Genomic DNA, 24739 nt, shown 5'->3' on the forward strand with positions numbered 1-24739 from the left:
CACCGAGCAGGCCAACCAGCCGCCGAGCGCGCCTCAACTGACGCTTGCGAGGGCGAACGGCAGCACCTCGGAGACACCTGCGCGTCGAAGTTGCCTGCCGGCCATGGTCAGCGTCCAACCGGTGTCGGCGAGATCGTCCACCAACAGCACCGGTCCGGTGAGTTGCCCGATCATTGCCGGGTCGGGCTCCATCCAGGAATCCGTCAGCGCCGCAACACGATACGCCGAGTTCGCTGCAGTCACCGGCCTGTGGTCGTCCCGGTACTGCAACGTCCCGAGGTTGGTCAGCCTGCCGAGTTCGGACAGGCGAGAGACGACAGACGAGATCAAGATCGGGTGACTCACCGAGTCGAGCCCCATGATCGCTGTCGGCCGGTTCTGCCAGGGCCACGCTGCGAGCACAGCGACGGCGGCTTTGACCACTTCTTCGGGGGCCGGCCCGTCGGGTTCGTCGAGCAGCCGTCGCAATCGCGTTCCCCACCCGAGGTCGCTCAGGCGTCCGATGACCCGGCCCATCGACGGACCGTCGCCGATCTTGCCCGACAGCTCGATACCCAGCTTCTTCATCCCGGTCGGCCACTGCTTCCGCGGCGCCAATTCGACACCGGGTCGCTGCAATTGGTCTCGGGCAGCGTCGACGGACGCCGAATCAACGGTTGCGGAATAACGTTGCCCGGAACAGTTGTCGCACCGACCACACTTGCTGCCCGGTACGAGGTCCGGATCGTCCAGTTGCGCACGCAGGAAGGCCATGCGGCAGTCGTCGGTACTCTGGTAGTCCAGCATCGCCTGCTGCTCACGCCGCCGCGCTTGCTCGAGTTTCTCGTAGCGGGCCTCGTCGTACGACCACGGTTCCCCGGTACTGAGCCAGCCGCCTTTGACCCGGCGGACAGCACCGTCGACGTCGAGGACCTTGAGCACCATCTCCAGCCTGGACCGGCCCAGATCGACGAGTGGTTCGAGTGCGGGTGTCGACTGCGGTCGCTCGGTGTCGAGCACGTCGATGACTCTGCGCACCAACGTTTCCGAAGGAAAGGCGACCGAGGCGAAGTATCGCCAGATCTCCTGGTCCTCACTGCCGGGTAGCAGGATCACCTCAGCACTCGCTGTTGATCGCCCTGCACGCCCGACCTGCTGGTAGTAGGCGATCGGCGATGACGGCGCACCCAGGTGGATGACAAATCCGAGGTCGGGTTTGTCGAAGCCCATCCCGAGGGCAGAGGTCGCGACCAGGGCCTTGACCCGATTTGCCAGCAGATCGGCTTCGAGTTGCTCCCGTTCTGCCGAGTCCGTCGCCCCCGTGTACGCGGCGACCTTGTGACCGAGGTCGGTCAGCAAGGTCGCGACGTCACGCGCGGTGGCGACGGTGAGGGTGTAGATGATGCCGGACCCTTCGATCGAATCGATGTGCGCGGCAAGCCAGGCCACTCGTTCGGCCGATGTCGGGACTTTCACCACCGACAGGTGCAGGGATTCGCGATCGAGTCCGCCTCGCAGGACCAGGGTGTCGCCGCCACCGACTCCGAGTTGAGCGGCCACATCGTCGACGACCCGGTCGTTGGCAGTCGCGGTGGTCGCCAAGACCGGCACATCGGTGCCGAGTTCGGCGACCAGCGTCCGGATACGGCGGTAGTCGGGGCGGAAGTCGTGTCCCCAGTCCGAGACACAGTGCGCTTCGTCGACCACGACGAGTCCGGCGTCAGCAGCGAGCGCAGGCAGTACGTTGTCGCGAAAGTCGGGATTGTTCAATCGTTCCGGGCTGACCAGCAGAACATCGAGGTCCCCGTCGGCCACCCGCTGGTGGATGTCGTCCCATTCGGTGACGTTCCCGGAGTTGATCGTCGCCGCCTTCACCCCGGCGCGTTCGGCGGAGGCGACCTGGTTGCGCATCAACGCCAGCAACGGCGACACGATGACCGTCGCACCGCGACCCTGGGCGCGCAGTAGCTTGGCGGCGATGAAATACACCGCCGACTTGCCCCATCCGGTGCGCTGGACCACCAGTGCACGACGACGTTGCACCACCAGTGCCTCGATGGCGGTCCATTGATCATCACGGAGTGTGGCCGCAGGTCCGGCGAGCTGCTCGAGGATCTCTTGCGCCTGTTCACGGGTTGCGGTGGTCGTCATGACCCCATGGTGCCCTGTACCGCCGACAGTTCTCGAATCTGCTCCACATGCAGCGGAGTGAACCGACGACCGTGCCCATCCGACCGCCGACCGTGCCGAACCAACCGCCGACCGTGCCCATCCGACCATCGACCGTGCCGAACCAACCGCCGACCGTGCCCATCCGACCATCGACCGTGCCGAACCAACCGCCGACCGTGCCCGTCCGACCATCGACCGTGCCGATCAGACGTGCGAGCAACATCCACAATCTGTTATCTCGGGGAACCGCTTCCAGGTCGCCAACGTCCATCTTTGTATGACGTTTGGAGACAGACCGTTCTGGGGGCCCGACGCGCCGCTCCCCGACGGCATCACGCGCCGCATGATGGAGCGGAACCATCGCAGGATGCATCGGGGTGTTCGGGTCAGCGCAACGAAGGTGCTTGGCCCGCACGACCTGATCGACGGTGCACTCCTTCGGGCGGGACCGGGTGCGGTGCTATCCGGGTTGTCCGCAGCGTTCCTCCACGGAATCACCTGGTACGACGCGGACTCCGAAATCGAGATCAGTCGCCATGCCACGGGGCAAGGGCGCTGCCGTGGAAGGGTTCGAGTCGTGCGCTCCGATCTATCACTCGACGATGTCATGCTCATCGACGGTCGGCGTGTCACCACACCTATCCGGACCGCATATGATCTGGGGCGGCGGCCTCCTCACTGGCGAGCCCTCGGCCGTCTCGACGATCTGGTCAAAGCCGCGGACATCGATCTTCCGTCGTTCTGGCGCTATGTCGTCGAACATCCCGGCACGCGCGGCATTCGACAGATTCGCGAGTTGATACCCCACATCGATCCATTGTCGGAGTCTCCACCGGAGAGCTGGCTGCGGCTTTTAATTGTCGAGGGCGAACTCCCGCGTCCAGAGGCACAGATCTCCGTATTGGACGACAACGGGTATGAGTTCGCTCGAATGGATCTCGGGTACCGCCGCTACAAGATCGGAATCGAGTTCGACGGAATCGAGTTCCATGAAACTGCCGAACAACGAGCGCATGATGCCGCTCGGGACGCCCGGCTCAGCCGGCTGGGTTGGGTCGTCGTTCGGGTCACGGGTGACAGGATGCGCGACGAGTCCGATGAATTGGTGAATGAGATCAACCAGCATCTACGCGACCGCGGCGCCTACCGGTGAAGATATGGGCGAAGTCGACGGTCAGATGAGCACGGTCGACGGTCAGATCGGCACGGTCGGCGGTCAGATGAGCACGGTCGGCGGTCAGATCGGCACGGTCGGCGGTCAGATCGGCACGGTCGGCGGTTTGTCAGATGTTCCGGTAGTCGCGGGTCGGCATTTTGGGCGCCCGGCGGGCGGGCATCTTCGTGTACAGCATGATCAGGCGAATGACCCGGAAGCGATGCCCTGCATACGGTTCGAGCAACTCGAGCATCCGGTCGTCATCGATGCGCTGGCCGATCAACGCCAGCCCGACCAGAGACGGGACGTGGAAGTCGCCCACCGGGACCGCGTCCGCATCGCCCACGGCCCGATAGCGGACCTCCGCGGCTGTCCATGGACCGATCCCACGCAGCAACTCCAGCCGATCCACCTTGCGTTCGATGTCGTAACCCGCGGCGTGGACGATGGTGCGGCGCCGCGGCGGTTCGGCACCACTTGCATGCCACTCCCACTGAGGTATCTCCCGCCAGACCTCGCGCGGCGGAGGCACTTTCATACTGGGCGACCCCGGCGCCGGTTCGCCGTACTTGTTGACGATGTACCGCCACGCCCGCCACGCCTCGCGCCCGGTGACCTTCTGCTCCAGCACCGCCGCAGCCAACGCCTCCCATACGCGGTCGGTGCGGCCGATCCGCAGGCCCTGCCCCAGATGCGCCAGCCGGCCGACGATGTCGTCGCGAACGACGAACTCTTCTTTGTTGTCCTCGCTGCCGAGCATCAGCGGCATCTGGTCGAGAAGCCACGCACTGCCCGGACCCCACGCCCGTCCGAGAACCGCTCCCCCCGATCGCGACACCGCCAACGTCCCCGGACCGTCCGGCGTGTGTACGGCCCGCCAGATCGAGCCGTTCGGGGCATATTTCATGGCCGGGTCGCCGCTACCGCGCCGGTGCAAGCCCATGGTGACCCGGATATCCAGCGGCCACGGCGGCGTCCACAGCCTGGAAACAGGCGTTGGGCCCGGCGAATCATCACCGGGCCCAACGTCTGACATGGATACTCTAGAGATTGATCATGTGTCCGATGGCGCCGTGGAAGGTCTCCTGCATCGCCTCGGACAGGGTCGGATGGGTGTGGACGTTGCGGGCCAGTTCATTGGCCGTGAGGTCCCACTTCTGGGCCAGCGTCAGCTCGGGCAGCATCTCCGAGACGTTGTCGCCCACTAGGTGGCCGCCGATCAGCTCGTCGTGCTTCTTGTCGGTGATGAGCTTGACGAAGCCGGCGGGCTCGCCGAGACCCTGGGCCTTGCCGTTGGCGGTGAACGGGAAGGTGGTGACCTTCACGTCGTAGCCCTCGTCCTTGGCCTGGTCCTCGGTGAGGCCGAACGAGGCGACCTGCGGCTGACAGAATGTGGCGCGCGGCATCATCCGGTAGTCGCCGAGCGGCATGGTCTCGACGCCGGCGATCGTTTCCGCCGCGACGACACCCTGGGCCTCGGCCACGTGCGCGAGTTGCAGCTTCGCGGTCACATCACCGATTGCGTAGATGCCCTCGACATTGGTGCGCATGTACTCATCGATGGCGATCGCACCGCGGTCGGTGAGTTCGACACCGGTCTTGTCCAGACCGAAGCCCTCGACGCGAGGAGCGAATCCGACCGACATGAGCACCTTGTCGACGGTGAGCTCACCCTCCTGGTCTTTGGCGTCCTTGTACTTGACGACGACCTGCGAGCCCTGGTCGTCGACCGACTGCACCTTGGTGGAGGTGAGCAGTTTGATCCCGAGCTTCTTGTACTGCTTCGCCAGTTCCTTCGAGGAGTCCTTGTCCTCGTTGGGCAGCACGCGGTCGAGGAACTCGACGATCGTGACGTCGACGCCGTAGTTGGCGAGGACGTAGCCGAACTCCATGCCGATCGCGCCGGCACCGACGATGACGATCGAACCGGGGAGTTCACGGGTGAGGATCTGCGTTTCGTAGTCGACTACGTTCTCCGACAGCTTCACGCCCGGCAGCGACTTCACGGTGGAGCCGGTGTCGATGATGACGTTGTCGAACGTGATCTCCCGGTCGCCGACCTCGATGGTCTTGGCGTCCTTGAACACGCCGTACCCGTCGATCTCGGTGATCTTGTTCTTGCGCATCAGGAAGTGCACACCTTTGACGATCTGGTCCGAGACCTTCCGGCTGCGGTCGAACGCCGCGCCGAAGTCGAAGCTCACGTCCCCCGAGATGCCGAAGGTTTTCGCCTGATGGTTGAAGATGTGCGCGAGTTCGGCGTTGCGCAACAACGCCTTGGACGGGATGCAGCCCACGTTCAGGCACACACCACCCCAGTACTTCTCTTCGATTACTGCGGTTTTAGCTCCGAGTTGCGCCGACCGGATCGCGGCGACGTAACCTCCCGGACCTCCGCCAAGGACAACTGTGTCAAAGTGTTCAGCCACGACGACCACCCTACGTCTCAGCAGTTCGTCGCGCTGACGGATACCCCTTTGTCGGGGCCCAGATCGCTGCAGGCGAACAAGTGCGGCCCGGTACCGCTCCGGTCGGTGGCTACCTCAGCCCGCGGGAATCCACAGCCAGCGGTCGGGCCGTGCCATCGACACGGCACTTTCTGACCCGGGATTCCAGAATTCGGAGGCGTCCGGGTCGGCCGGGAGCCCCGCGAAAGCCGGGCTGTCCTCGGTTTCGCACAGCCGCAGCTGTCGTGGACTCGGATGTGTCCGTGCATTCATGTGAACGCCCCTAACGTCGCAGTCCCGACCGCTCCGTGTCACACATTCGTTTCTTCGAATGTGCACTCCACCGGTATTCGATACCCATTCGCGTCCGGATTGAACCCTTGTCGACGTCCGGACTAGAACGTGTTCTTGTTCGGCGGCCCGATCAGCGATACCGTCGCGAAGGTGCAGCCCACACCCTTTGCCCCAGCCGACCTCGGTCCGTTGCGCCTGCGCAACCGGCTCATCAAGTGCGCGACGTTCGAAGGCGCCACGCCCGACGCACTGGTCACCCCGCAGCTCATCGACTTCCACCGCGAGGTCGCCGCAGGCGGGGTCGCGATGTCCACGGTCGCCTACTGCGCGATCTCCCCGGAAGGCCGGACCGATCGCCACCAGATCTGGATGCGGCCCGAGGCGATCCCCGGTCTGATCGAACTCACCGACGCCATTCACTCAGAGGGCGCCCTCGCGGCGGCGCAACTCGGCCATGCCGGGCCGGTCGCCAACTCGATCTCCAACCAGGCCCGGGCGCTGGCCCCGTCGCGCATTCCCGCCCCGATGGGCATGGCTCTGTGCAAGAAGGTCGACACCGATGACATCGCGGTCATCCTCGCGAAGTTCCGGCGGGCCGCCCGGATCGCGGTGGACAGCGGGTTTGACGGTCTCGAGATACATTTCGGCCACAACTACCTCGCGAGCTGTTTCTTGAGCCCACTGCTCAATCGCCGCCACGACGCGTACGGCGGTTCACTGATCAACCGCGCACGCTTCTGCCGCGAGATCACCCAGGCCGTGCGCGACGAGGTCGGCCCCGACATCGGGGTCTGGGCGAAACTGAGCATGTACGACGGGTTCCCGGGCAGCTTCGGCGTCGACGAGGCCTGCGAGGTCGGGCGACTGTTCGAGTCGGACGGATACCTCGACGCGATCGAGCCGACGGCGGGCAGTTCCCTGCTCAACCCGATGTACCTGTTCCATGGCGACGCTCCGCGCAAGGAGTTCGCCGATGCCTTCCGTGGTGCCATGAAGTGGGGCCTCAAGGCCGTCGCACCGTTCTTCCTGAAGGAGTACGACTATCACCCGGCCTACCTGCTGCCCCTCTCGCGGCAACTGCGCGCCGCGGTGTCGATGCCGCTGATCCTGCTCGGCGGCATCACCGATCGGGCCTCGATGGACCTCGCGCTGGCCGAGGGCTTCGATTTCATGGCCATGGGACGCGCGCTGCTGCGCGAACCCGATCTACCGCTGCGTATCGAGGCCGATCCGGCGACCGTGTCGCAGTGCACGCACTGCAACCTGTGCATGCCGACGATCTACTCCCACACCCGCTGCCCGGTCAGGACCGGCGAGGTGGTGGCTTGACCGCGGCCCCTCGTCGCGTCGCAAGGTGAGCACGCTCGGCCGGATCCGTGGTCAGCGAGATGGCCCTGTCGAATGCATCCTCAGCGTCCTCGCGTCTACCGAGACGACCCAGCAGATGTGCCCGCGCACTCCAGGCGGGCTGGAAGTGTCTCGTCTCGTCGGCCATACGGTCGAGTAGTTCGAGCCCTGCGGCCGGCCCGTCGATCTCAGCGGTGACCACGGCGAACGCCACCGCGCCGCCCAGACTCGGTGCCACGGCGTCGAGGGTCCGATGGAGATCCCGCAACGTGTGCCAGTCGGTGGTTCCGGTGTCCCGACGTGCGACGTGCACGGCCTGCATCGCGGCCTCGAGCTGAAACCTGCCGAGGGCGCCGAGAGGATGCGCTCTGCGAAGAAGCGCGATGCCGCGGGCGATCAGGGCGTCGTCCCACAGCCCGACGTCCTGTTGCGGCAGTGGGACCAGCGCGCCTGTGACGTCGAATCTGGCCGGTAGACGCGCGTTCGACAGGCAGATCAGCGCAGCGAGGCCGAGCGCTTCGGCGTCGTCGGGTGCCACGTCCACCAGTGTCTGCGCCAGGTACAGGGCTTCGGTCGTCAGCGAACCACGCACCTCGGTGCCGCCGCTGTGCCAGTCGATGGCGTGGGCTCCATACACCGCTTCGAGGACGGCGGGCATCCGGGCGGGCAAGACCTCGCGGTCGGGTATCCGGAACGGGATCCGAGCGTCCTTGATCCGACGTTTGGCCCGGACCAATCGGGCCGCAAGGGTTTTCGGGGGAATTGCGAACGCACGTCCGATCTGTTCGGCGGTGCACCCGAGCACGGTGTTCAGCATCAGCGGGGTGTGCACCGCCGGGTTGATCGCGGGATGCGCGCACACGAACATCAGAGCGAGGCGGCGGTCCGGGACCGCGTCGGGATCGATGTCGTCGAGGTGAGCACCGGCGTCGCGGTCGGGGTCGATCTCCACCGACGTCCGGTGCGACCCAGCCATCGGGATTGTCCGGCACCCCGTCGGCGGGCCATCGAGCCAGCGCGCGCTCGAATGCGTCCGAGAGCGCGTCCTCCGCGGCGGTGACGTCGCCGTCGGCCGCCGCGAGCAGTGCCAGCAGACGTCCGTACGAGGTGCGAGCGGCGTGCGCCGCCCGCACCTTCGCGTCGGTGTCGGTCATCGGCTCAGCGCCAGGCACCGTCGATCAGCGAGATGGCGACCGGACGCACTTCGATCACGCCGTACTGCGCACCCGGGCACTTCTCCGCCCAGGCGAGCGCTGCATCGAGGTCAGGGACATCGATGACGAAGACACCGGCCAGGGCTTCCTTGGTGTCGGCGAACGGTCCGTCCTGGACCTGCACGCTGCCGTTGCGCAACGTGATCGTGGTGCTCGAGGCCACCGGTTGCAAGATCTCACCGGCGACGAGGACACCTGCCGACTCCAGCGCCTTTCCGTAGACGCCGAACGCCTCCTGCATCTGCGCAATGCAGTTCCGATTTTGGTGGGTTCTGGCGACCATTCCCGCAGGTGGGGCTCGCCGAAACCCACCAAGATCGGGGTCGCCGGGAACTGAAACAGTCTCTGGCGCGTCTGATCCACATGACGACCCTCGAACCACCCACCAGCCGCACGTGCGGGGCCATGGCCGAGCATCGCCGGCTGCTGACCGAATCGTCGCGGTACCGCCGTAGCCGGGCGGAACTGGAGAACACGACCAGGGATGTCCAACGACTGGAGCGCACCACCGACGAGATCCTCCGCATCCCGGTGGTGGTGCATGTTGTGGCCCGCACCGACGCGGAGAACATCTCCGACGATCAGGTGATCAGCCAGATCGAGGTCCTGAACAAGGACTACCGCGCGACCAACGCGGACCTGGCGGCCGTCCCCGACGTATTCTCCTCGCTCGTCGGTGACGCCAAGATCGAGTTCGTTCTGGCGACTGTCGACCCCGATGGCGACCCCACGTCAGGGATCACCCGCACATCCACCACCCAGAGCACGTTCGGCATCGACAACGCGATCAAGTTCGCCGACCGCGGCGGCGCTGATGCCTGGCCTGCCGACCGCTACCTCAACATGTGGGTGGGCCTGCTGCGCGGTGGGCTCCTCGGCTACGCCCAGTTTCCCGGCGGGCCTGCGGACACCGACGGTGTGGTGATCACCCACACCGCTTTCGGAACCACCGGAACCGCCACCGAACCGTTCAACCTCGGCCGCACCGCAACGCACGAGGTCGGCCACTACCTCAATCTGTTCCACATCTGGGGCGACGACGGGAGCGGCTGCGGGGGCACCGACGAGGTGTCCGACACCCCCAACCAGGGTTCGGAGAACACCGGCAAACCGACCTTCCCCAAGGTCAGCTGCAACAACGGCCCCGCAGGCGACCTGTTCATGGACTACATGGACTACGTCGACGACGACACGATGGTCATGTTCACCGCCGGACAGGTCAGCAGGATGCGCACCTGCCTCGAGACCGCCCGGTCATCACTGCGGGTGACCGCGACGACCGCGGCAGGGTGAGGCGATCATGTCCGCACAGACCTGGTGGCATTCGTTCGAAGAAGACCACGACGACGTCGCCGTCTACCGACCAGACGGCTTCGGCTTCCCACCGGCCAGGGGACGACGGGGACTCGAGGTAGGTCCCGACGGAACTGTGGTGGAACTCGGGTTGGGCCGCGACGACACCCCGAGCCGCGTCGAATCGGATACTGCTGCAGCCCCTGAGGTACTGCACGTCGACGATGACCGCCTCGAGATACGCCGGCGGTGACACATGACCGACCCGAGTACCGCAGAGCACGAGCTGACCTGCCGACGATCGTCGGCCGCCCGCCTGGGCCGGACCCCCGTCGAACATCACCCGAGGGTGCAGGGCGCCCGCGACCCTGGACTGGCCGAGCTCCTGGGATTGCTCTCCCGCGAACGCTATCGGCGGTTCCTGACAACCATCGCCGCACCAGCCACGAGGCACTCGCTGAGCTCGGAGTTCGGTGAAGTGATGTCCTTCGCCGCAACAGACTTCGACGCCCTCGGCTATACCGTGACCCGCGTCCCGATCACCGTCGGGTCTGGACGGAGTGAGAATCTGCTCGCCCACCGCACCGGGACAGGCGCCGACCGCCGAAAACTCGTCGTGGCGACGGCGCACCTCGATTCGGTGAACCAGGAAGGGCGGTCACTGCCGGCCCCGGGTGCCGACGACAACGCGAGCGGGTCGGCGGGCGTTCTCGAACTCGGGACCGTACTGGCCACTCGGAGTTGGCCGAACGACCTGCTGCTGATCCTCTTCGGCGGCGAAGAACAGGGCCTGCTCGGCAGCACCGAGTTCGTCGACGGCCTCGACAGCGAGACCCGTTCCCGCATCAGTGCGGTCATCAACATGGACATGATCGGACGGCAGAACACCCCGCGCCCCGGCGTCATGATCGAAGGCGGGCAGAGCTCTGGCAACCTGATCGCCGACCTCGTCGCCGCCGCGGGCACCTGGACCGAACTCGACGTCACCACCTCACTCGATCCTTTCGCGAGTGACCACGTCCCCTTCATCGACGCAGAACTACCCGCGGTTCTCACCATCGAGGCGAATGACCGCGCCAACGTCTACGTCCACACCGCCGGAGACGTCCTGGACACCGTCGACCCGGTGTTGGCCGCCGAAATACTCACGATGAACCTCGCTGTGCTGGCAGACCATCTCCAGGCGCCCTGACACCCGACGGGTCGGTGGTTGCGGCAGACTGGTCGGCGTGATTGATTCCGATCCCTACCTCTGGCTCGAAGATGTGACCGGCGACAAAGCCCTGACCTGGGTCCGCGAACACAACCAGCCGACCATCGACACGTTGACCACCTCGGACCGGTTCGCCGAACTACAGTCCGGCGCCCTCGAGGTTCTCGACACCGACGACCGGATCGCGTACGTCCGCCGCCGCGGCGAGCATCTCTACAATTTCTGGCGCGATGCAACCAACCCACGTGGACTCTGGCGGCGCACCACACTCGAGCAGTACCGCACCGAGACCCCGGAATGGGACGTGCTGATCGATCTCGACGCCGTCGCGTCCGACGAGGACGAGAACTGGGTGTGGAAAGGCGCCCTGGTGCTGCGCCCCGATCACCGTCGGGCTCTCATCCTGTTGTCACGGGGAGGTGCCGACGCGTCGATCGTCCGCGAGTTCGACATGCACTCGCGTACGTGGATCACCGCCGACAGCGGTGGTTTCACCCTGCCCGAGAACAAGTCCGACATCGGTTGGATCGACGAGGACACCGTCTACGTCGGCACCGACTTCGGCGACCAACCCGATGGTGGCTCAGCACTGACCAACTCCGGTTACCCGCGCGTGGTCAAACGCTGGACCCGCGGTACGCCCCTGGAACAGGCTCCCGTGGTGTACACCGGCGCCGTCGAAGACGTGGCCGTGCAAGCGATGTACGACGACACGATCGGATTCGAGCGTCACTTCCTGATCCGGTCGACAGACTTTTTCAACCAGGAATTCTACGAACTCGACGGCGACGCGATCACTCTCATCGATGTCCCCAGCGACGCGCACACGAGCGTCCACCGGAATTGGCTTCTGGTCTTCACCCGGTCGCCGTGGCAGCTCACCGAGAAGACCATCTATCCGACCGGCACTCTGCTCGTCTTCGACTACGACGCCTACAAGAGCGGCGCTCGCGATGCGACCGTGCTCTTCTCGCCGGATGCACATACGAGCCTGCAGAACTTCTCGTTCACGTCCGCACACCTGGTGCTGGTGACCCTGCGCGACGTACAGACCGAACTGAGGCTGCTCAGTGTCGAGGACTGGTCGATATCCGAGCTCACCGGTCTGCCCGAGCTGGCGACCATCGGGATCCTCGACACCGACCCTGACCACAGCGACGAACTGTTCCTCTCGGCGAGCAGCTTCACCACACCACCTAGCCTGCTCCATGGGTCGAGCACGGACGGCGTCGCGCCCATCAAAGCGTCACCCGCCCTCTTCGACACCGCGAACGTGACTGCGTCACAGCACTTCGCGACTTCCGATGACGGCACCAAGGTGCCGTACTTCGTGGTCAAACGCAGCGACGTGGACGCCGGACCGACCCTGCTCTACGGTTACGGCGGTTTCGAGAACTCGATGACACCCGCATACGGTGCCATCTCGGGACGCAGTTGGATCGAGCGCGGCGGAATCTATGTCATCGCGAACATCCGGGGCGGCGGAGAGTACGGGCCCACCTGGCACACCCAGGCACAGCTCTCCGGACGACATCTCGTCTACGAGGATTTTGCTTGCGTTGCAAGAGATCTCGTCGAGCGCGGACTGACCACAGCCGAACAACTCGCCGCACAGGGTGGGTCGAACGGCGGGTTGCTCATGGGTGTGATGCTCACGAGTTACCCCGAGCTCTTCGGCGCACTGGTGTGCCAGGTCCCGCTGCTGGACATGAAGCGTTATCACCTGCTGCTCGCCGGAGCATCGTGGGTTGCCGAGTACGGGGACCCTGACGATCCGGAGCAGTGGGAGTTCATCTCCAAGTATTCGCCTTATCAATTGCTTCGCAAAGATGCGACGTACCCCGAACTACTGATGACCACCTCGACCCGTGACGACCGCGTCCATCCGGGGCACGCTCGAAAGTTCGTGGCCCGTCTCGAGGAATACGGCCACACGGTGAGCTACTACGAGAACATCGAAGGCGGACACGGCGGTGCGGCCGACAACAAGCAGGCGGCGTTCAAGTCCGCGCTCGCCTACGAGTTCCTGTGGGAGAAGTTGAGCCGCTGACCCGGCCGGCGTGCGCGGGCGTCAGCGTCGCTCGAGCAGCACGATCCCATTGTGCTCCCCGACTTCGCGATACTGACGGCCGTTCTCGATGTCCGCGAGGGCGTCCCGCACACCTTGCTGGCTGGTCGGGAACATGCCGTACGTGTTGATGTCGACCATGATCCACTGCGGTATGGAACGATCCCGGTCGAGCCGCGGAAACAGTGTGACCTCGTGGTCGGACACCAATTGCGGGGCGATGTTGTTGGTGGCGGCCACCGACTCCCCGGCCGGTATCTGCTTCTCCAGCACCGCAACGCCTTGGGCTGCGGTTGCCGGAGTGTAGAAGTCGCGCTCGGCCAACCGGTGCAGCGGGCCGCCTGCGGTCAGCACCACTGCAATCACCGCAGCCCCCGCGGCGAAGCCGGTGAGCACCCGCCGCGAGGTGCCTCGCCGTCGCAGAGTCATCAGGGCGTCGATCATCGCGACGAACATGACGGGCATCAGGATGGCGTCGTAGTGGTAGTCGTCGGACCAATAGAGGTGGTTGGTACTCCAGAACCGCCACGCGATGGTCGGGATCGCAACCAGGGCGATCGGCGAACGAAGCGCGAGAAACACGGTGATCACCAGGAGCATGAACGCGGTCGAGGCCCGCGCGTCTCCTGCTGCGAAGCCGAGGACCAACTCACGGACACCCTCGGCGGGTGATTCCGCGAACTTCGATCCGTATGAGTAGTCGGCGCTGCTGAACGCCGGGACGATCACTTTGGCCGCCAGCGCCGTCCACACAAGACCCCAGACCGCAGTGGCCGCGGCCCAGCGGTACGTCTGCGGTCCACAGCGCAACGCGACGACGGCCGCCAGCACGGCGACCGTCAGCCCCAGGTCTTCCTTGCAGAAAACCAACGGCAGGGCGTAGAGCAATGCCGCTCGCCAGCGTTGTTCCACCAGCGCCACCAGCGAGAAGGCCATGAGCGGTACCGCGAGCGCGATCTCGTGGAAGTCGAAGGCCAACGCGTACGCCACGCCCCAGGCCAGGCCGTAGGCGATCGCGATCAACACTCCGATCACGACGCCCAATTGCCTGGTGGCGAGCCGCACGATCGGGATCGCCGCCAGCGCGAACAGCAGCGCCTGGACCACCAGCAACGTGATGGGTGACGGGAACAATCGATACAACGGACCGATGAGCGCGATCCACGGCTGGAAGTGATCGCCCATCAGGTTGATGTCGGTGCCCTCCAGTGGCACGATCGGCGCGTCGAAGCGGCTGTACGCTTTCACCGCCTGGGTGAAGATCCCCAGGTCCCAGCCGGTGAACCCCAGCCGCTCGTAGCGCCTCACGGCATAGACGATGTACAGGGTCGCGGTGATCGCGAACGTCGCGAACGCCACCACCCAGGGCGCCTGCCACGACGACGGTTGCAGCGTCGCCGCAGCCCGTCGGCGCCAGCGGAGGATGCGACCGTCGACAGACGCCGAGTCCGCGGCGTCGGCGACGTCCGAAGTCAGGTCGTCCGAATCAGACACGGTGGGTGAAGCCATCTAGACACCGTAGCGAAGACTTCACGAGCCCTCTACCTGCAGATTCGAACAGCGGTACCCGCCGCCCCCTATGTCGTCACGTGTCGGCTGGGGTCAATCGGGCAGCATCGGCACCGACATCCCCGCGTCGCGGCCGAGCAGTACCGCCCGGGTCACCGACGCTGCGCCGAAGCGGTCGCGCAGACCGTCGATGGTGATGTCGAGCTTCTCCTGGCGGTGCTCCTCGAACGGCAACGCCATCTGAATGGAGCCGTTGTTGTCGAGGTTGGTCAGGGACAGCCCGACCAACGTGCAGCCCTTGTCTCGGATGATCGGCATCGCGTCGGCGAGAAGTCCGCGGGCCGCAGTCATCAGCACCTGCGTGCCATCGGTCGGTTCGTAGAGGGTCCGCGAGCGGGTGGCCCGGGTGAAGTCGTCGAACCGAAGCCGCAGGACGAGGGTGCGGCACACCCTTTCCGCTGCGCGAAGCCGCTTGCCGAGCCGGTCGACGATGGCCACCATCGTCGCCTCCAGGTCTTCCTGGGACTTGGGCCGGCGTCCCAAGGCGCGCTGTGACCCGATCGAACGCCGTCGCTTGCCTCCCTCGACGGGGCGCGGATCTCGCGCGAGGGCCAGCGCGTAGAGGTGGCGTCCGGCGCCTCGCCCCAGCAGTGAACCCAGCGACACCTCGCCGACCGCGGCCAGATCACCGACGGTGTTCAGTCCCGCGTCCCTCAACTTGCCCGACGTGACGACACCGACGCCCCACAATCGCTCTACGGGCAGTGGATGCAGAAAGGACAACTCGTTGTCGGGCGGAACCTCGAGCAACCCATCCGGTTTACCGACCGCGCTGGCCACTTTGGCGAGGAACTTCGTCCGCGCGATGCCCACGGTGATCGGCAGCCCCACGTCCACGCGGACCTGCTCGCGCAGCCTCGCACCGATCTCGAGCGGGGTTCCGCTGACCCGGTACAAGCCGCCGACGTCGAGGAACGCCTCATCGATCGAGATGCCCTCGACGAGCGGCGTGGTGTCATGGAAGATCTCGAAGACAGCGCGACTGGCCTCGGTGTACACATCGAATCGAGGCGGCATCACCACTGCCTCTGGGCAGAGTCTGCGAGCGTCGCGACCATTCATGGGAGTCCGGACACCGCAGGCCTTGGCCTCATAACTCGCAGCAAGGACCACTCCACCGCCGACGATCACAGGCCGTCCGCGCAACTCCGGGTGATCCCGCTGCTCGACCGAGGCATAGAAGGAGTCGAGATCAGCGTGCAGGATGCTCGCCTGCATTCTCGGCTCCAGCAGCTCTTCGGACACGAACACATGTTCGCACGATGGTCCGACAGCAGGCGACCTTCTATCTGCGGCGCTCCAGCAGGGCCGAGATCAGCAGGCCGATCGCGGCCAGCGCAACGCCCGCTCCGACGGCGATCAGCCCGACGTTCTGCATGTTGTCGACCACCTTGTCGACCATCAGGTCTGCGACCTCGCGCGCAGACCCCTCTGCGCCACCGACCTCATCCTGCGCTCGGCGACGAGCCCATTCGCCCAGCAACCAGGTGAGGACCCCGCCGATGACGATGCCGAAACCCACGGCCAGCAGCACCAGTCCACGACGACGCGCGAAGATCAGCGCGCCGAGGGTGGCGACGATCGCCGCGATCACCGCACCGAAGGCGATGTAGCCGATCTGGTCACCGAGCTGGTGATAGCGGCCCGCCTCGAGCCCCGCCTGCGCGGAGTCGCTCAAGGGAACCTCGATGGGCCCTTCGACCTGGATCGCGCCGAGCCCCTGCTCGGACAACACCCGGTTCACCATCGGGGTGAGGTCGAGGGACATGACCCGGCCCGCGTCCTCGGGGGTGGCCTCTTTGAACAACCAGTCGTGCTGCTGGTTCATCACCTCGGCGAAGTCTTTCGGGAACTCACCACCCCGGGTGTAGGCGTCGGCCAGCGGTTGCACCAGCGCCGAGGGCACCAGCGGAGCGGCCATCCCCACCTGCGAGGTGATCTCGTCGGCGATCAGTTGCTGCACCTGCGCATAGTCTGCGAGAGGCGCAACGGTCTCAGAGAATCCATCGCGATCGACCACGCGCTCGTTCACCCAGAACGCGGGCACGGCGATGGCCGCCCCGACGATGGCGACGAGGCACAACACGGCAGTCAGGAATGAACGCACCGGCCCAGGCTACCGATCCGCGACCCGCGGATGGCGCAGGTGGCTATTCACCGGCGAGGTCACGTGCCCGGCCGACGATGAGCGGATCCGGCTCACCGACGACGCTCTCGTCCTTGTTGTCGTAGTCGAAGAGGTTCAGCACGTGACGCATCGCGTTGAGCCGCGCACGCTTCTTGTCGTTGCTCTTCACCACCGTCCATGGCGCATGGTCGGTGTCGGTGAAGGTGAACATCTCTTCTTTCGCCGCCGTGTAGCGGTCCCACTTGTCGAGCGAGGCAAGGTCCATCGGCGAGAGCTTCCACTGCCGCACCGGATCGACCTGGCGGATCGCGAACCGGGTGCGCTGCTCCAGCGGACTCACCGAGAACCAGAACTTGGTGAGGCTGATGCCGTCATCCACCAGCATCTGTTCGAACAACGGGGCCTGACGGACGAACGTCGCATGCTGTTCCTCGGTCGCAAACCCCATGACGCGCTCGACGCCGGTGCGGTTGTACCAGGAGCGGTCGAACATGACTATCTCGCCGGCGGCCGGGAAGTGCTGGACGTACCGCTGGAAGTACCACTCGGTGGACTCCCGTTCGCTGGGTTTCTCGAGCGCCACCACCCGTGCGCCGCGAGGATTGAGGTGCTCCATGAACCGCTTGATCGTGCCGCCCTTGCCCGCCGCGTCGCGGCCTTCGAAGACCATGATGTGGCGACGCTTCGTGGCTTTGATCCATTGCTGCAGTTTCAGCAGTTCGATCTGCAGCAGTCGCTTGTCGAGCTCGTACTCGTCGCGGCTGAGCCGCTCGTCGTACGGGTAGTCCTCGCGCCAGGTGTCGATGACATTGCGGCCGGGAAGGGTCAACAGTCGCGGGTCATCGTCGTCGCGGTCGTCCACCAGGAACTGGGTGGTGTCGGCAAGGTCGACGATGTGCTGCAGGGCTTCGCGCCCGGCGACCACACTGAAGTCCGGACCGATGTCGGGATGGTCGGGACCAAAATCTGAAAGGCGCAGGATCTCGTTCACTGATCAAACCTAAACGTTGCGAGCGTAGAGCACATGGACTGCAGGTTAACGCGGGTCCAGCCCGCTCGCACGCAGGACAGCACGAAGGGCGACACCGTCAGCGGCGCCGCCCTCCGTATGGAAGTGCGGGGGTTTTTGGTGTGCGCCCCCGCCCTGAGTTATTGAGGTCTCGGTGTCGAGAGCCAGATACCACCAGAGCCGATGCAGGCCTGGCCGGTGTTGGTGTCGACCGCGGCGGCGAAGCTGCCGGTGCACTGGGCACCGTACTGGCCGGAGTATGCGGTGCCACCCCAGCCCGCGACCGCGAGCGACGTGCCACCCTGCCTGGCCTGGGTGATCGCGAGGCCACCGGGACCGGTGGTCACCGAATAGCCCGTACCGCCGGACACCGCCCCCGACAGAGCTGCCGTTCCGGGTTGCAGATTGATCGCGGTGGCGTTGCCGCCGGTGTTCGCTGACGCCACCGCTGTGCCCTTGCGGCTGTGGTCTTCGGCGCGGGCAGTGCTACCCGGCCCGGCCTTCGCCCCGCACCCGCCGTGGCCGTCTGTCCGAATTACGTTGTGTCCGTTGGCTGCCGTGCAGGTCAACGGATCCGCCGAGGCGATCCCTCCGCCGGCGAGACCGGCAAGGGCCAGCGCTCCTGTCCCGACGAGACCGACAACCGCGACCCGGACCGCGGTCCGCTGACGCCTACGAAACACCTTGCTGATGAACAAACTTGGTCCCATCGAGATAGAAATGTGCAATGTCCCCCGCGCCCGACGAACCGGACCGATTCCGGCCGACGATTCCTCGAGCACCGCGCCACCCGTGTCCCCAGCGGCCGCTCAGGAGTGAGCGTACTCCCGCCGACGGCCTCCGTGCCGCCGATCCATTGCATCGGTCCGGTCACGAAATCGCGCCCGAGCGAGCGTTCCGTACGGAGCGGTCAAAACTGTTGCCGGAAAGCCCAATTGCGTTGCCCACTCACACCGGTCACAGCGTCAGGCAGTCGACGATCTGCGACACCGGTGTCCACACCTTTCCAACCCGTCTCAGGATGAGGCCCGTCCGGTGTACTTTTTCTCCATGCCTGTCAATGCAAAGACCGAATTCGATATCGATGCACCCCCTGCGGTCATCATGGAAATCCTCATGGATGTCGAGGCGCTCCCCGACTGGTCCGGCCCCCACAAGAAGGCCGAGATCGTCGACGAACACGAAGATGGCTCACCCAAGACGGTGAAACTCGAACTCCAGGCGGTGGGCATGACCGACCACCAGCTACTCAATTACACCTGGACCGAGAACACCTGCACGTGGGACCTCATCGAGGCCGATCAACTCTCACACCAGCACGGCCAGTACACCGTGACGGCCAAGGGCAAGGGCTCGCACATCGCCTTCGAACTGGAGGTGGACCTGAAGATCAAACTCCCCGGGCTCATCGTCAAACAGGCTCAGAAGACCGCGCTCAACACAGCACAGAAGGGCCTGAAGGAAGAGGCCAAACGCCGGCTCGCGTAAGCCTGCCGACGACTGCGACTACTTCGCCATCCAGAGCCGCCGCCGGACGACGCTGCGCATCTTGTCGACCGCGACAGGTGACAGGGTCTCCGGCGGTTCGGTCTCGAGCAGATCGTTGATCTTGATGAAGTAGTCGCGATCGGACATACCGAACCGCTCGTGAATCTGCTGCGACGGTCCACCGCCCAGCGGGTACCAACGGACCTCGAAATCCAGTAGTTCCTGTGCTTCCGGTGACATGGCAACCCCCTTCGGGCAAGTGTCTGACGCCACCTACAGTAGCGCGCCGCAACGTCGTTGCCGCCAATTGAAATCAAGGCAATCCCAGAGCCGGACGTTTCGTCCGAATTTGGACGATTGTCACGAGTGCCGGTGCGCCAGTTGGCCGGCCGCTCGGTGTCCGACGCTCAGACCGTCGTTGCTGCGGCGCACCCACGTCCGTTCCTCACCGGAGGAAGTCGCAGATCCTCCGGTTTCGGGAGCGATCACACCGGGTCTGACACCTGCCCGTACAGGTGGTCGGCGTGGAGCCGGATCACGAGTCGTTGATCAGCGACCAGCGCACGAGCGTAGTCGTCCCAATCGGGATGTTCGCCGAGGATGTCGCGATAGACGTCGATGAGCTCCGAGACCGTGTCATCGTCCTGCGTCTGCGCTGCGACCGGGCTGAGCTCCACCCGGCCTTCGGCAACCACGTACGACCAGCCGTCGGCACTACTGACGTGAATGCTGGCCCGCGGGTCACGACGAAGGTTCGCCACCTTCGCACGACTGGCCGTCACCGAAATACGGAACAGCCGTTCGCGTGGATCGAACGAGTAACTGATCGTCGACAGCTGCGGTACGCCGCTGCGCCGGATGGTGGCCAGGGTGCCGCGAGTGTGTTCGGTGACGAATTCGATGAGAGCAGCGTCTTCGGTGGACATGATCCGACTATCGCGGTGCCGGCACAGCTTGGCAAGCTCGGACGACCCCGGACCAAAATCAACTTGACCGCAACCATTCTCGAACCCGGTACGCCCGTCCTACTCTGACCGACAGATGTCCACTTCACCACCGGGTCGAGCTCCGTCTCCACCTACCGGGTCGAGCTCCGTCTCCACCTACCGGGTCGGTGGGCCACCCACCTCGTCAGGAGAACCCCGTGCCCGCACCACTGGAGCTGTCCACCGATGTCCTCGTGGTCGGCGGCGGCCCCGCCGCCACCTGGGCAGCCCTGCATGCCCGCGGGAATGGTGCGGACGTGGTCCTCGTCGACAAAGGCTACTGCGGGACCAGCGGCGCAACGGCGCCGTCGGGTACCGGGGTCTGGTACGTCGCGCCCGACCCGGACAAGCGCGCCGCCGCCAAGGCGAACAGGGAGACGCTCGGCGGCCATCTCGCCGACCATCACTGGATGGATCGGGTTCTCGCGCAGACGTTCACAAACATGGAACGACTCGGCACAGAGGGTCGCTACCCGTTTCCGGTCGACCCGGCCACCGGAGCCCAGAACCGGACCGGAGTGCAGGGCCCCGAATACATGCGCCGGATGCGGGCCTGGATTCAGCGGGCAGGGGTGCGGGTCCTCGACCATTCGCCCGCCCTGGAACTGCTCGTCGAAACCGATGGCTCCGTCCGCGGCGCCGCCGGATACCAGCGACACGAGAATCGCGACTACACGATTCTCGCCGGCGCGGTGGTGCTCGCCAGTGGTGGGTGCGCTTTCCTATCCAGAGCACTCGGCACCAACGTCAACACGGGCGACGGCGCGCTCATGGCTGCGGAAGTCGGGGCCGAGTTCTCGGGTATGGAGTTCTCCAACGCCTACGGGATCGTTCCGGCCGGATCGACGGTGACCAAGACGGCTTACTACGGCTATGCCACGTTCTTCCACGGTGACGGCCGGGTGGTCGAAGGAGCCGGTTCCACCAAGGGCCGCTCGGTGATCGCCCGGACCCTGTTGCAGGAAAAGGTCTTTGCGCAACTGGACCGGGCGACTCCGGAAGTGCAACAGCAGATGCGGATGGGGCAACCCAACTTTTTCTTGCAATTCGACCGTCGCGGTATCAACCCGTTCACCGACAGGTTCGAGGTAAACCTCTTGGCCGAGGGCACGGTCCGGGGAACCGGCGGTATCAACGTCGTCGACGACAGCTGCGCGACGACTGTGCCCGGACTGTACGCAGCCGGCGACGCCGCCACCCGTGAGCGTATCTGCGGAGGTTTCACCGGTGGGGGCAGCCACAATTCGGCATGGGCGATGTCATCGGGCACCTGGGCCGGCGCCGGCGCGGCACGTCATGCCCTGCAGGCAGGACGAGTGGCGTCGGTCGATGTCATCGGGGCCGGCCGAGCCGGATTGCGTCCAGAGGGCAGGCGTGTACTGGGCGCAGAGGACGTGGTCGCAGCTGCCCAGGCCCAGCTTCTGCCCTTCGACAAGAATTATCTGCGCAGCGGGGACCGGTTGGTCGCGGCGGCCGACGAACTCGACCACCTCTGGCTCGAGCTCTCCGCCGGATTGGCACCCGTCGGAGGTATCGAACGGATCCGTTCTCGTCAGGCTGCCGCCATGACCGCAGTCGGTCGCTGGATGTATCGATCGGCGTTGTTCCGCACAGAATCCCGCGGCATGAGTAAACGCGATGATCATCCCGAACTGGATCCGGGACAGCACCACCACATCCTCACCGGCGGACTCGACAGGGTGTGGACGGACACCACTCGAACGTCGCTCGGATCCACCTCCGCTGAAATAGCCCTGTCGGCGCGCGCATCATGATCGAACTGGTACTGGGCCAGGCCTGCATCGGATGCGACAAGTGCATCGAGGCCTGCCCGACCGACGTGTTCGAACGGGGAACGGACGGCATCCCCGAGATCGCCCGGCAGAGTGACTGCCAGACCTGTTTCATGTGCGAGGCCTACTGCCCTGCCGATGCGCTGTACGTATCTCCGGAATCGACACCGCTGAGTGATCGCTCCGTCCTCGACGACGCCGCCGTGGGCTCCTACCGAGAAAAGCTCGGCTGGGGCAAGGGCCGCACCGTGGGCAGTCTCCTCGCGGTCGGGCCCGCCATCCCGCACGACGGTCAACCGCCTCGACTCCCCGCCGGCTGAATGTGCCGGGGGTCTACTCCGGAGCACCCATGTTCATCTCGTCCGGATGGATACCCACCCGGACCCCGTCGTCGAGTGTGGCGATCTCCTGCAGGTCAGCATCACTCAGTGTGAAATCGAAGACGTCGATGTTCTGAGCGATCCGATCCGGGTTCACCGATTTCGGGATGACGATCAAGCCGCTCTGCAGGTGCCAGCGGATGAGCACCTGAGCGGGGGACTTACCGTGCCGCTCACCGATGCCGGCGATCACGGGGTCGGACAGCAACGTGTTCGGTTTGGACGCCTTGCCCCATCCCGAGTTGCTGGTTCCGCCCAGTGGACTCCACGATTCCACTGCGATACCGTGCCGGCCGGCGACCTCCCGGATCGCGTGCTGCGGCAGGTGCGGATGGAGTTCGACCTGGTCTACTGCGGGCAACGTGCCACCCTTGTCGACCAGTAGCTGCAAATGGTGAGGCTCGAAATTGCAGACCCCGATGGCCTTCGCGCGGCCCGACTCGGCGATCTTCTCCAACGCATCCCACGTGCGGAGCAGCCGGTCGTCGTTCTGCAGCGGCCAATGGATCAGGTACAGGTCGACATAGTCGAGGCCGAGGAGCGACAGGCTCTTGTTGAACGCCGCCTGCGCGGGCTCGAAGCCCTGGTCGGCGTTCCAGAGCTTGGTGGTGACGTAGAGGTCTTCCCTGGCGACCGAGGTGGCAGCCAGAGCTCGGCCGACACCCTCCTCGTTGCCGTACGCTGCCGCGGTATCGATGTGCCGGTAGCCCGCGTCGTCGATCGCCGAGAGCACCGCACGCTCGGTCTCGTCGTTGGTGGCCTGCCAAACCCCCAGCCCCAGTTGGGGTATGGAAGTGCCGGAGTTCAGTTCGACTGCTGGTACGTCTGTGGTCATGACTCCAGCGTACGGGCCGGCGCGCGGGGCGTCGGCGACATGCGCGAACGGCTCAGGCCGACCGGATCCGCGAGCTCAGCGCGGCGAGTTCGTCAACCGTCAGACCACCCCAGATCCCATGCTTCTCGCCGAAGGTCTCCGCGTGTTCCCGGCACTGCCGAATGACCGGGCACGTGGCGCACAACGATTTGGCGTCCGCTTCACGGCGACGACACGCGGTCGCGGACTCACGCCCGGACGGGGTGAAGAACACATCCCAGTCGATGCCGTCTTCTCGGCAGGCACCGTTCACTCGCCAATCCCACCCCACCGCACCGGTTTCCGGACCAAACGCCGCCATCGCAATCACCCACTCCGTGTATCAGCCATCTGTGCGACTCGAGCATCTCTCATCGCAGCGCCCGGCCGTAGCATTGCTGTCGAGCAGAACCGAATGCTTGACAAATCCCAGGATTCCCTGCAGACAACTGCTCCAGTAGAATCTCAATAACCCAGCGCTGCAGAGCGATTCAACGTCCTACAGCAGGCGCATCAGGCAGAGACGGCCAGCGACGCGCCGGCCGGAATGTCCTTGTCGAAACCGTGGAGACCGGTCCGGTCGGCATCGGAGCCCGCTGCGAGCGGCCGGTATCCGGCGTCGAGATACAGACCGTGCGCTTCGGGCTCGCGAGGTCCTGTGGTCACCACGGCCCGCCGATGCCCCTGCTCGGCGATGTCGGCTTCCAGGTCGACGAGCATCCGTCGCGCGAGTCCCCGCCTGCGGGACGTCGACGAGGTCCAGATGCACGTCAGCTCGGCGGTCTGCTCATCGATCCGGCGGTAGGCTCCTCCCGCGACCGCGACACCGTCCGCGACAGCAACCAGAAACGCCCCGCCGGCATCAACCGCCTGTGTGGTCAACGTAGAAAACCAATGGCACGAGGTGCCGCCGTAGCGGTGGCTGTATTCGATGGCGAGGCCGGACAACACGGTCCTGGCCAAGGGGTCACGCCGACGCACCCGGATCAACTGAAGAGAATCGGCAACTGTCATCGCACGCCTACGCCGTCCTGGGTCCTGCCCGCAGCAGGGCCGATGGAATACCCGCAACGCTCGAGCATCGGTAGCGCGGGCGGCGCCTCGGGATGTGCAGCGGCGGCGGCCATCATCAGATGATCGACCGACATCAGTTTGGTCAACAGTGACATGCGGCGGCTCCCGGTTGAGGTTCCTACCATTGAGCACCCACAGCCGGATCCGGGCGAGGGTTAGATTCACGCTGATCCGAGCACCGCGTTCGGGGAATCTTCATCCTCGCCCCGTGCGTTGTGAGCCGCAGATGGGAGTTCGACATCCCACCGGCCGGGAACGACAGCACAGGAGACAATG

The 24739-nt window shown here is 65.3% G+C and carries 27 protein-coding genes; 9 read left to right on the plus strand and 18 right to left on the minus strand.

Annotated features, from left to right (window positions below; all coding sequences use genetic code 11):
* Window positions 1-33: 33 nt before the first annotated feature.
* Both DFR67_RS19320 and DFR67_RS30570 read right to left on the minus strand, forming a co-directional pair.
* Window positions 34-2130: a RecQ family ATP-dependent DNA helicase gene (locus DFR67_RS19320; RefSeq protein WP_110471119.1), complete on the minus strand. Its 2097-nt coding sequence runs from the start codon at window positions 2128-2130 to the stop codon at window positions 34-36.
* Entirely contained in the window at window positions 2108-2374 is a 267-nt protein-coding gene (locus DFR67_RS30570) for a hypothetical protein (RefSeq protein ID WP_158539990.1), read from the minus strand. Before DFR67_RS30570 ends, DFR67_RS19320 begins: the two co-directional genes overlap by 23 nt.
* Before the next feature lie 54 nt (window positions 2375-2428).
* Between DFR67_RS30570 and DFR67_RS19330 the strand changes: the two genes are divergently transcribed.
* A complete protein-coding gene (locus tag DFR67_RS19330) occupies window positions 2429-3304 on the plus strand; it encodes an endonuclease domain-containing protein (protein ID WP_110471121.1) in 876 nt (291 codons plus the stop codon).
* Between the two features lie 130 nt (window positions 3305-3434).
* Here DFR67_RS19330 and DFR67_RS19335 read toward each other — a convergent pair whose 3' ends face one another.
* From DFR67_RS19335 to DFR67_RS30575, 3 genes are all read right to left on the minus strand, one after another.
* The gene (locus DFR67_RS19335) at window positions 3435-4343 is read right to left on the minus strand and encodes a DNA-3-methyladenine glycosylase family protein (RefSeq protein WP_110471122.1); all 909 of its coding nucleotides are present in this window, start codon (window positions 4341-4343) and stop codon (window positions 3435-3437) included.
* Between the two features lie 7 nt (window positions 4344-4350).
* A complete protein-coding gene (lpdA, locus tag DFR67_RS19340; RefSeq protein ID WP_110471191.1) occupies window positions 4351-5736 on the minus strand; it encodes a dihydrolipoyl dehydrogenase in 1386 nt (461 codons plus the stop codon).
* 114 nt (window positions 5737-5850) lie between these two features.
* On the minus strand, window positions 5851-6027 hold the full coding sequence (locus DFR67_RS30575) for a hypothetical protein (RefSeq protein ID WP_158539991.1): 177 nt from the start codon (window positions 6025-6027) through the stop codon (window positions 5851-5853).
* A gap of 171 nt (window positions 6028-6198) precedes the next feature.
* On the opposite strand from DFR67_RS30575, the gene DFR67_RS19345 reads away from it, so the two are divergent.
* The gene (locus DFR67_RS19345; protein ID WP_170135243.1) at window positions 6199-7377 is read left to right on the plus strand and encodes an oxidoreductase; all 1179 of its coding nucleotides are present in this window, start codon (window positions 6199-6201) and stop codon (window positions 7375-7377) included.
* On the opposite strand, the gene DFR67_RS19350 is transcribed toward DFR67_RS19345, so the two are convergent.
* Together DFR67_RS19350 and DFR67_RS19355 are read right to left on the minus strand one after the other, a co-directional pair.
* A complete protein-coding gene (locus DFR67_RS19350; protein WP_342766743.1) occupies window positions 7352-8371 on the minus strand; it encodes an RNA polymerase sigma factor in 1020 nt (339 codons plus the stop codon). The genes DFR67_RS19345 and DFR67_RS19350 overlap by 26 nt on opposite strands.
* 182 nt (window positions 8372-8553) lie before the next feature.
* A complete protein-coding gene (locus DFR67_RS19355) occupies window positions 8554-8850 on the minus strand; it encodes a YciI family protein (RefSeq protein ID WP_211325102.1) in 297 nt (98 codons plus the stop codon).
* 122 nt (window positions 8851-8972) lie between these two features.
* On the opposite strand from DFR67_RS19355, the gene DFR67_RS19360 reads away from it, so the two are divergent.
* The 4 genes from DFR67_RS19360 to DFR67_RS19370 are packed head-to-tail and all read left to right on the plus strand — an operon-like array spanning window position 8973 to window position 13165.
* A complete protein-coding gene (locus tag DFR67_RS19360) occupies window positions 8973-9902 on the plus strand; it encodes a M43 family zinc metalloprotease (protein WP_170135244.1) in 930 nt (309 codons plus the stop codon).
* Window positions 9903-9909: 7 nt separating this feature from the next.
* Entirely contained in the window at window positions 9910-10155 is a 246-nt protein-coding gene (locus DFR67_RS31170; RefSeq protein ID WP_170135245.1) for a hypothetical protein, read from the plus strand.
* Window positions 10156-10158: 3 nt separating this feature from the next.
* A complete protein-coding gene (locus DFR67_RS19365; protein WP_110471125.1) occupies window positions 10159-11094 on the plus strand; it encodes a M28 family metallopeptidase in 936 nt (311 codons plus the stop codon).
* A 37-nt stretch (window positions 11095-11131) separates the two neighbouring features.
* On the plus strand, window positions 11132-13165 hold the full coding sequence (locus DFR67_RS19370) for a prolyl oligopeptidase family serine peptidase (RefSeq protein ID WP_110471126.1): 2034 nt from the start codon (window positions 11132-11134) through the stop codon (window positions 13163-13165).
* Window positions 13166-13186: 21 nt separating this feature from the next.
* Here the strand turns inward: DFR67_RS19370 and DFR67_RS19375 are convergent, their stop codons facing one another.
* The 5 genes from DFR67_RS19375 to DFR67_RS19395 all read right to left on the minus strand — a co-directional run bounded on the left by DFR67_RS19375 (window position 13187) and on the right by DFR67_RS19395 (window position 18599).
* Complete coding sequence (locus DFR67_RS19375; RefSeq protein ID WP_110471127.1) at window positions 13187-14692, minus strand: DUF2079 domain-containing protein; 1506 nt, start codon at window positions 14690-14692, stop codon at window positions 13187-13189.
* A 93-nt stretch (window positions 14693-14785) separates the two neighbouring features.
* Window positions 14786-15970 carry a DNA polymerase IV gene (gene dinB / locus DFR67_RS19380; protein ID WP_110471192.1) on the minus strand — a complete coding sequence of 395 codons (1185 nt, stop codon included), beginning with the start codon at window positions 15968-15970 and terminating at the stop codon, window positions 14786-14788.
* 67 nt (window positions 15971-16037) lie between these two features.
* Complete coding sequence (locus DFR67_RS19385) at window positions 16038-16859, minus strand: hypothetical protein (protein WP_110471128.1); 822 nt, start codon at window positions 16857-16859, stop codon at window positions 16038-16040.
* Between the two features lie 43 nt (window positions 16860-16902).
* Window positions 16903-17871 (minus strand): polyphosphate kinase 2, encoded by a 969-nt coding sequence (gene ppk2 / locus DFR67_RS19390; RefSeq protein WP_211325103.1) that lies wholly within the window; start codon window positions 17869-17871, stop codon window positions 16903-16905.
* Between the two features lie 158 nt (window positions 17872-18029).
* Entirely contained in the window at window positions 18030-18599 is a 570-nt protein-coding gene (locus DFR67_RS19395) for a DUF6764 family protein (protein WP_245938045.1), read from the minus strand.
* Window positions 18600-18939: 340 nt separating this feature from the next.
* On the opposite strand from DFR67_RS19395, the gene DFR67_RS19400 reads away from it, so the two are divergent.
* Window positions 18940-19377 carry an SRPBCC family protein gene (locus tag DFR67_RS19400; protein WP_110471195.1) on the plus strand — a complete coding sequence of 146 codons (438 nt, stop codon included), beginning with the start codon at window positions 18940-18942 and terminating at the stop codon, window positions 19375-19377.
* Window positions 19378-19395: 18 nt separating this feature from the next.
* Here the strand turns inward: DFR67_RS19400 and DFR67_RS19405 are convergent, their stop codons facing one another.
* Together DFR67_RS19405 and DFR67_RS19410 are read right to left on the minus strand one after the other, a co-directional pair.
* Window positions 19396-19617, minus strand: a complete 222-nt coding sequence (locus DFR67_RS19405) for a DUF3263 domain-containing protein (RefSeq protein WP_110471129.1) — start codon at window positions 19615-19617, stop codon at window positions 19396-19398.
* Window positions 19618-19862: 245 nt separating this feature from the next.
* A complete protein-coding gene (locus DFR67_RS19410) occupies window positions 19863-20303 on the minus strand; it encodes a PPOX class F420-dependent oxidoreductase (RefSeq protein WP_110471130.1) in 441 nt (146 codons plus the stop codon).
* Between the two features lie 218 nt (window positions 20304-20521).
* Here DFR67_RS19410 and DFR67_RS19415 point away from each other — a divergent pair, with 218 nt between their 5' ends.
* Together DFR67_RS19415 and DFR67_RS19420 are read left to right on the plus strand one after the other, a co-directional pair.
* Window positions 20522-22138, plus strand: coding sequence for an FAD-dependent oxidoreductase (locus tag DFR67_RS19415; RefSeq protein ID WP_110471131.1), 1617 nt, complete (start codon window positions 20522-20524; stop codon window positions 22136-22138).
* Complete coding sequence (locus tag DFR67_RS19420) at window positions 22135-22476, plus strand: 4Fe-4S dicluster domain-containing protein (RefSeq protein ID WP_110471132.1); 342 nt, start codon at window positions 22135-22137, stop codon at window positions 22474-22476. Before DFR67_RS19415 ends, DFR67_RS19420 begins: the two co-directional genes overlap by 4 nt.
* A 13-nt stretch (window positions 22477-22489) precedes the next feature.
* Here DFR67_RS19420 and DFR67_RS19425 read toward each other — a convergent pair whose 3' ends face one another.
* From DFR67_RS19425 to DFR67_RS30580, 4 genes are all read right to left on the minus strand, one after another.
* Window positions 22490-23371 carry an aldo/keto reductase gene (locus DFR67_RS19425; protein WP_110471133.1) on the minus strand — a complete coding sequence of 294 codons (882 nt, stop codon included), beginning with the start codon at window positions 23369-23371 and terminating at the stop codon, window positions 22490-22492.
* Window positions 23372-23423: 52 nt separating this feature from the next.
* Window positions 23424-23711, minus strand: coding sequence for a WhiB family transcriptional regulator (locus DFR67_RS19430; RefSeq protein WP_110471134.1), 288 nt, complete (start codon window positions 23709-23711; stop codon window positions 23424-23426).
* A 191-nt stretch (window positions 23712-23902) separates the two neighbouring features.
* A complete protein-coding gene (locus tag DFR67_RS19435; RefSeq protein ID WP_110471135.1) occupies window positions 23903-24403 on the minus strand; it encodes a GNAT family N-acetyltransferase in 501 nt (166 codons plus the stop codon).
* Entirely contained in the window at window positions 24400-24558 is a 159-nt protein-coding gene (locus tag DFR67_RS30580; RefSeq protein WP_158539992.1) for a hypothetical protein, read from the minus strand. Before DFR67_RS30580 ends, DFR67_RS19435 begins: the two co-directional genes overlap by 4 nt.
* Window positions 24559-24739 lie beyond the last annotated feature (181 nt).

The sequence above is a fragment of the Williamsia limnetica genome (assembly GCF_003217475.1).
In the GTDB taxonomy this organism is placed as follows: domain Bacteria; phylum Actinomycetota; class Actinomycetes; order Mycobacteriales; family Mycobacteriaceae; genus Williamsia; species Williamsia limnetica.

Excerpts from the sequence above, each read along its gene's own strand:
- DFR67_RS19320 (WP_110471119.1), bottom strand. The coding sequence starts at position 2,130 with ATGACGACCACCGCAACCCGTGAACAGGCGCAAGAGATCCTCGAGCAG.
- DFR67_RS30570 (WP_158539990.1), bottom strand. The coding sequence starts at position 2,374 with ATGTTGCTCGCACGTCTGATCGGCACGGTCGATGGTCGGACGGGCACG.
- DFR67_RS19330 (WP_110471121.1), top strand. The coding sequence starts at position 2,429 with ATGACGTTTGGAGACAGACCGTTCTGGGGGCCCGACGCGCCGCTCCCC.
- DFR67_RS19335 (WP_110471122.1), bottom strand. The coding sequence starts at position 4,343 with ATGTCAGACGTTGGGCCCGGTGATGATTCGCCGGGCCCAACGCCTGTT.
- DFR67_RS30575 (WP_158539991.1), bottom strand. The coding sequence starts at position 6,027 with ATGAATGCACGGACACATCCGAGTCCACGACAGCTGCGGCTGTGCGAA.
- DFR67_RS19350 (WP_342766743.1), bottom strand. The coding sequence starts at position 8,371 with ATGGCTGGGTCGCACCGGACGTCGGTGGAGATCGACCCCGACCGCGAC.
- DFR67_RS19355 (WP_211325102.1), bottom strand. The coding sequence starts at position 8,850 with ATGCAGGAGGCGTTCGGCGTCTACGGAAAGGCGCTGGAGTCGGCAGGT.
- DFR67_RS19360 (WP_170135244.1), top strand. The coding sequence starts at position 8,973 with ATGACGACCCTCGAACCACCCACCAGCCGCACGTGCGGGGCCATGGCC.
- DFR67_RS31170 (WP_170135245.1), top strand. The coding sequence starts at position 9,910 with ATGTCCGCACAGACCTGGTGGCATTCGTTCGAAGAAGACCACGACGAC.
- DFR67_RS19365 (WP_110471125.1), top strand. The coding sequence starts at position 10,159 with ATGACCGACCCGAGTACCGCAGAGCACGAGCTGACCTGCCGACGATCG.
- DFR67_RS19375 (WP_110471127.1), bottom strand. The coding sequence starts at position 14,692 with ATGGCTTCACCCACCGTGTCTGATTCGGACGACCTGACTTCGGACGTC.
- dinB (WP_110471192.1), bottom strand. The coding sequence starts at position 15,970 with ATGCAGGCGAGCATCCTGCACGCTGATCTCGACTCCTTCTATGCCTCG.
- DFR67_RS19395 (WP_245938045.1), bottom strand. The coding sequence starts at position 18,599 with ATGGGACCAAGTTTGTTCATCAGCAAGGTGTTTCGTAGGCGTCAGCGG.
- DFR67_RS19400 (WP_110471195.1), top strand. The coding sequence starts at position 18,940 with ATGCCTGTCAATGCAAAGACCGAATTCGATATCGATGCACCCCCTGCG.
- DFR67_RS19405 (WP_110471129.1), bottom strand. The coding sequence starts at position 19,617 with ATGTCACCGGAAGCACAGGAACTACTGGATTTCGAGGTCCGTTGGTAC.
- DFR67_RS19410 (WP_110471130.1), bottom strand. The coding sequence starts at position 20,303 with ATGTCCACCGAAGACGCTGCTCTCATCGAATTCGTCACCGAACACACT.
- DFR67_RS19420 (WP_110471132.1), top strand. The coding sequence starts at position 22,135 with ATGATCGAACTGGTACTGGGCCAGGCCTGCATCGGATGCGACAAGTGC.
- DFR67_RS19425 (WP_110471133.1), bottom strand. The coding sequence starts at position 23,371 with ATGACCACAGACGTACCAGCAGTCGAACTGAACTCCGGCACTTCCATA.
- DFR67_RS19430 (WP_110471134.1), bottom strand. The coding sequence starts at position 23,711 with ATGGCGGCGTTTGGTCCGGAAACCGGTGCGGTGGGGTGGGATTGGCGA.
- DFR67_RS19435 (WP_110471135.1), bottom strand. The coding sequence starts at position 24,403 with ATGACAGTTGCCGATTCTCTTCAGTTGATCCGGGTGCGTCGGCGTGAC.
- DFR67_RS30580 (WP_158539992.1), bottom strand. The coding sequence starts at position 24,558 with ATGTCACTGTTGACCAAACTGATGTCGGTCGATCATCTGATGATGGCC.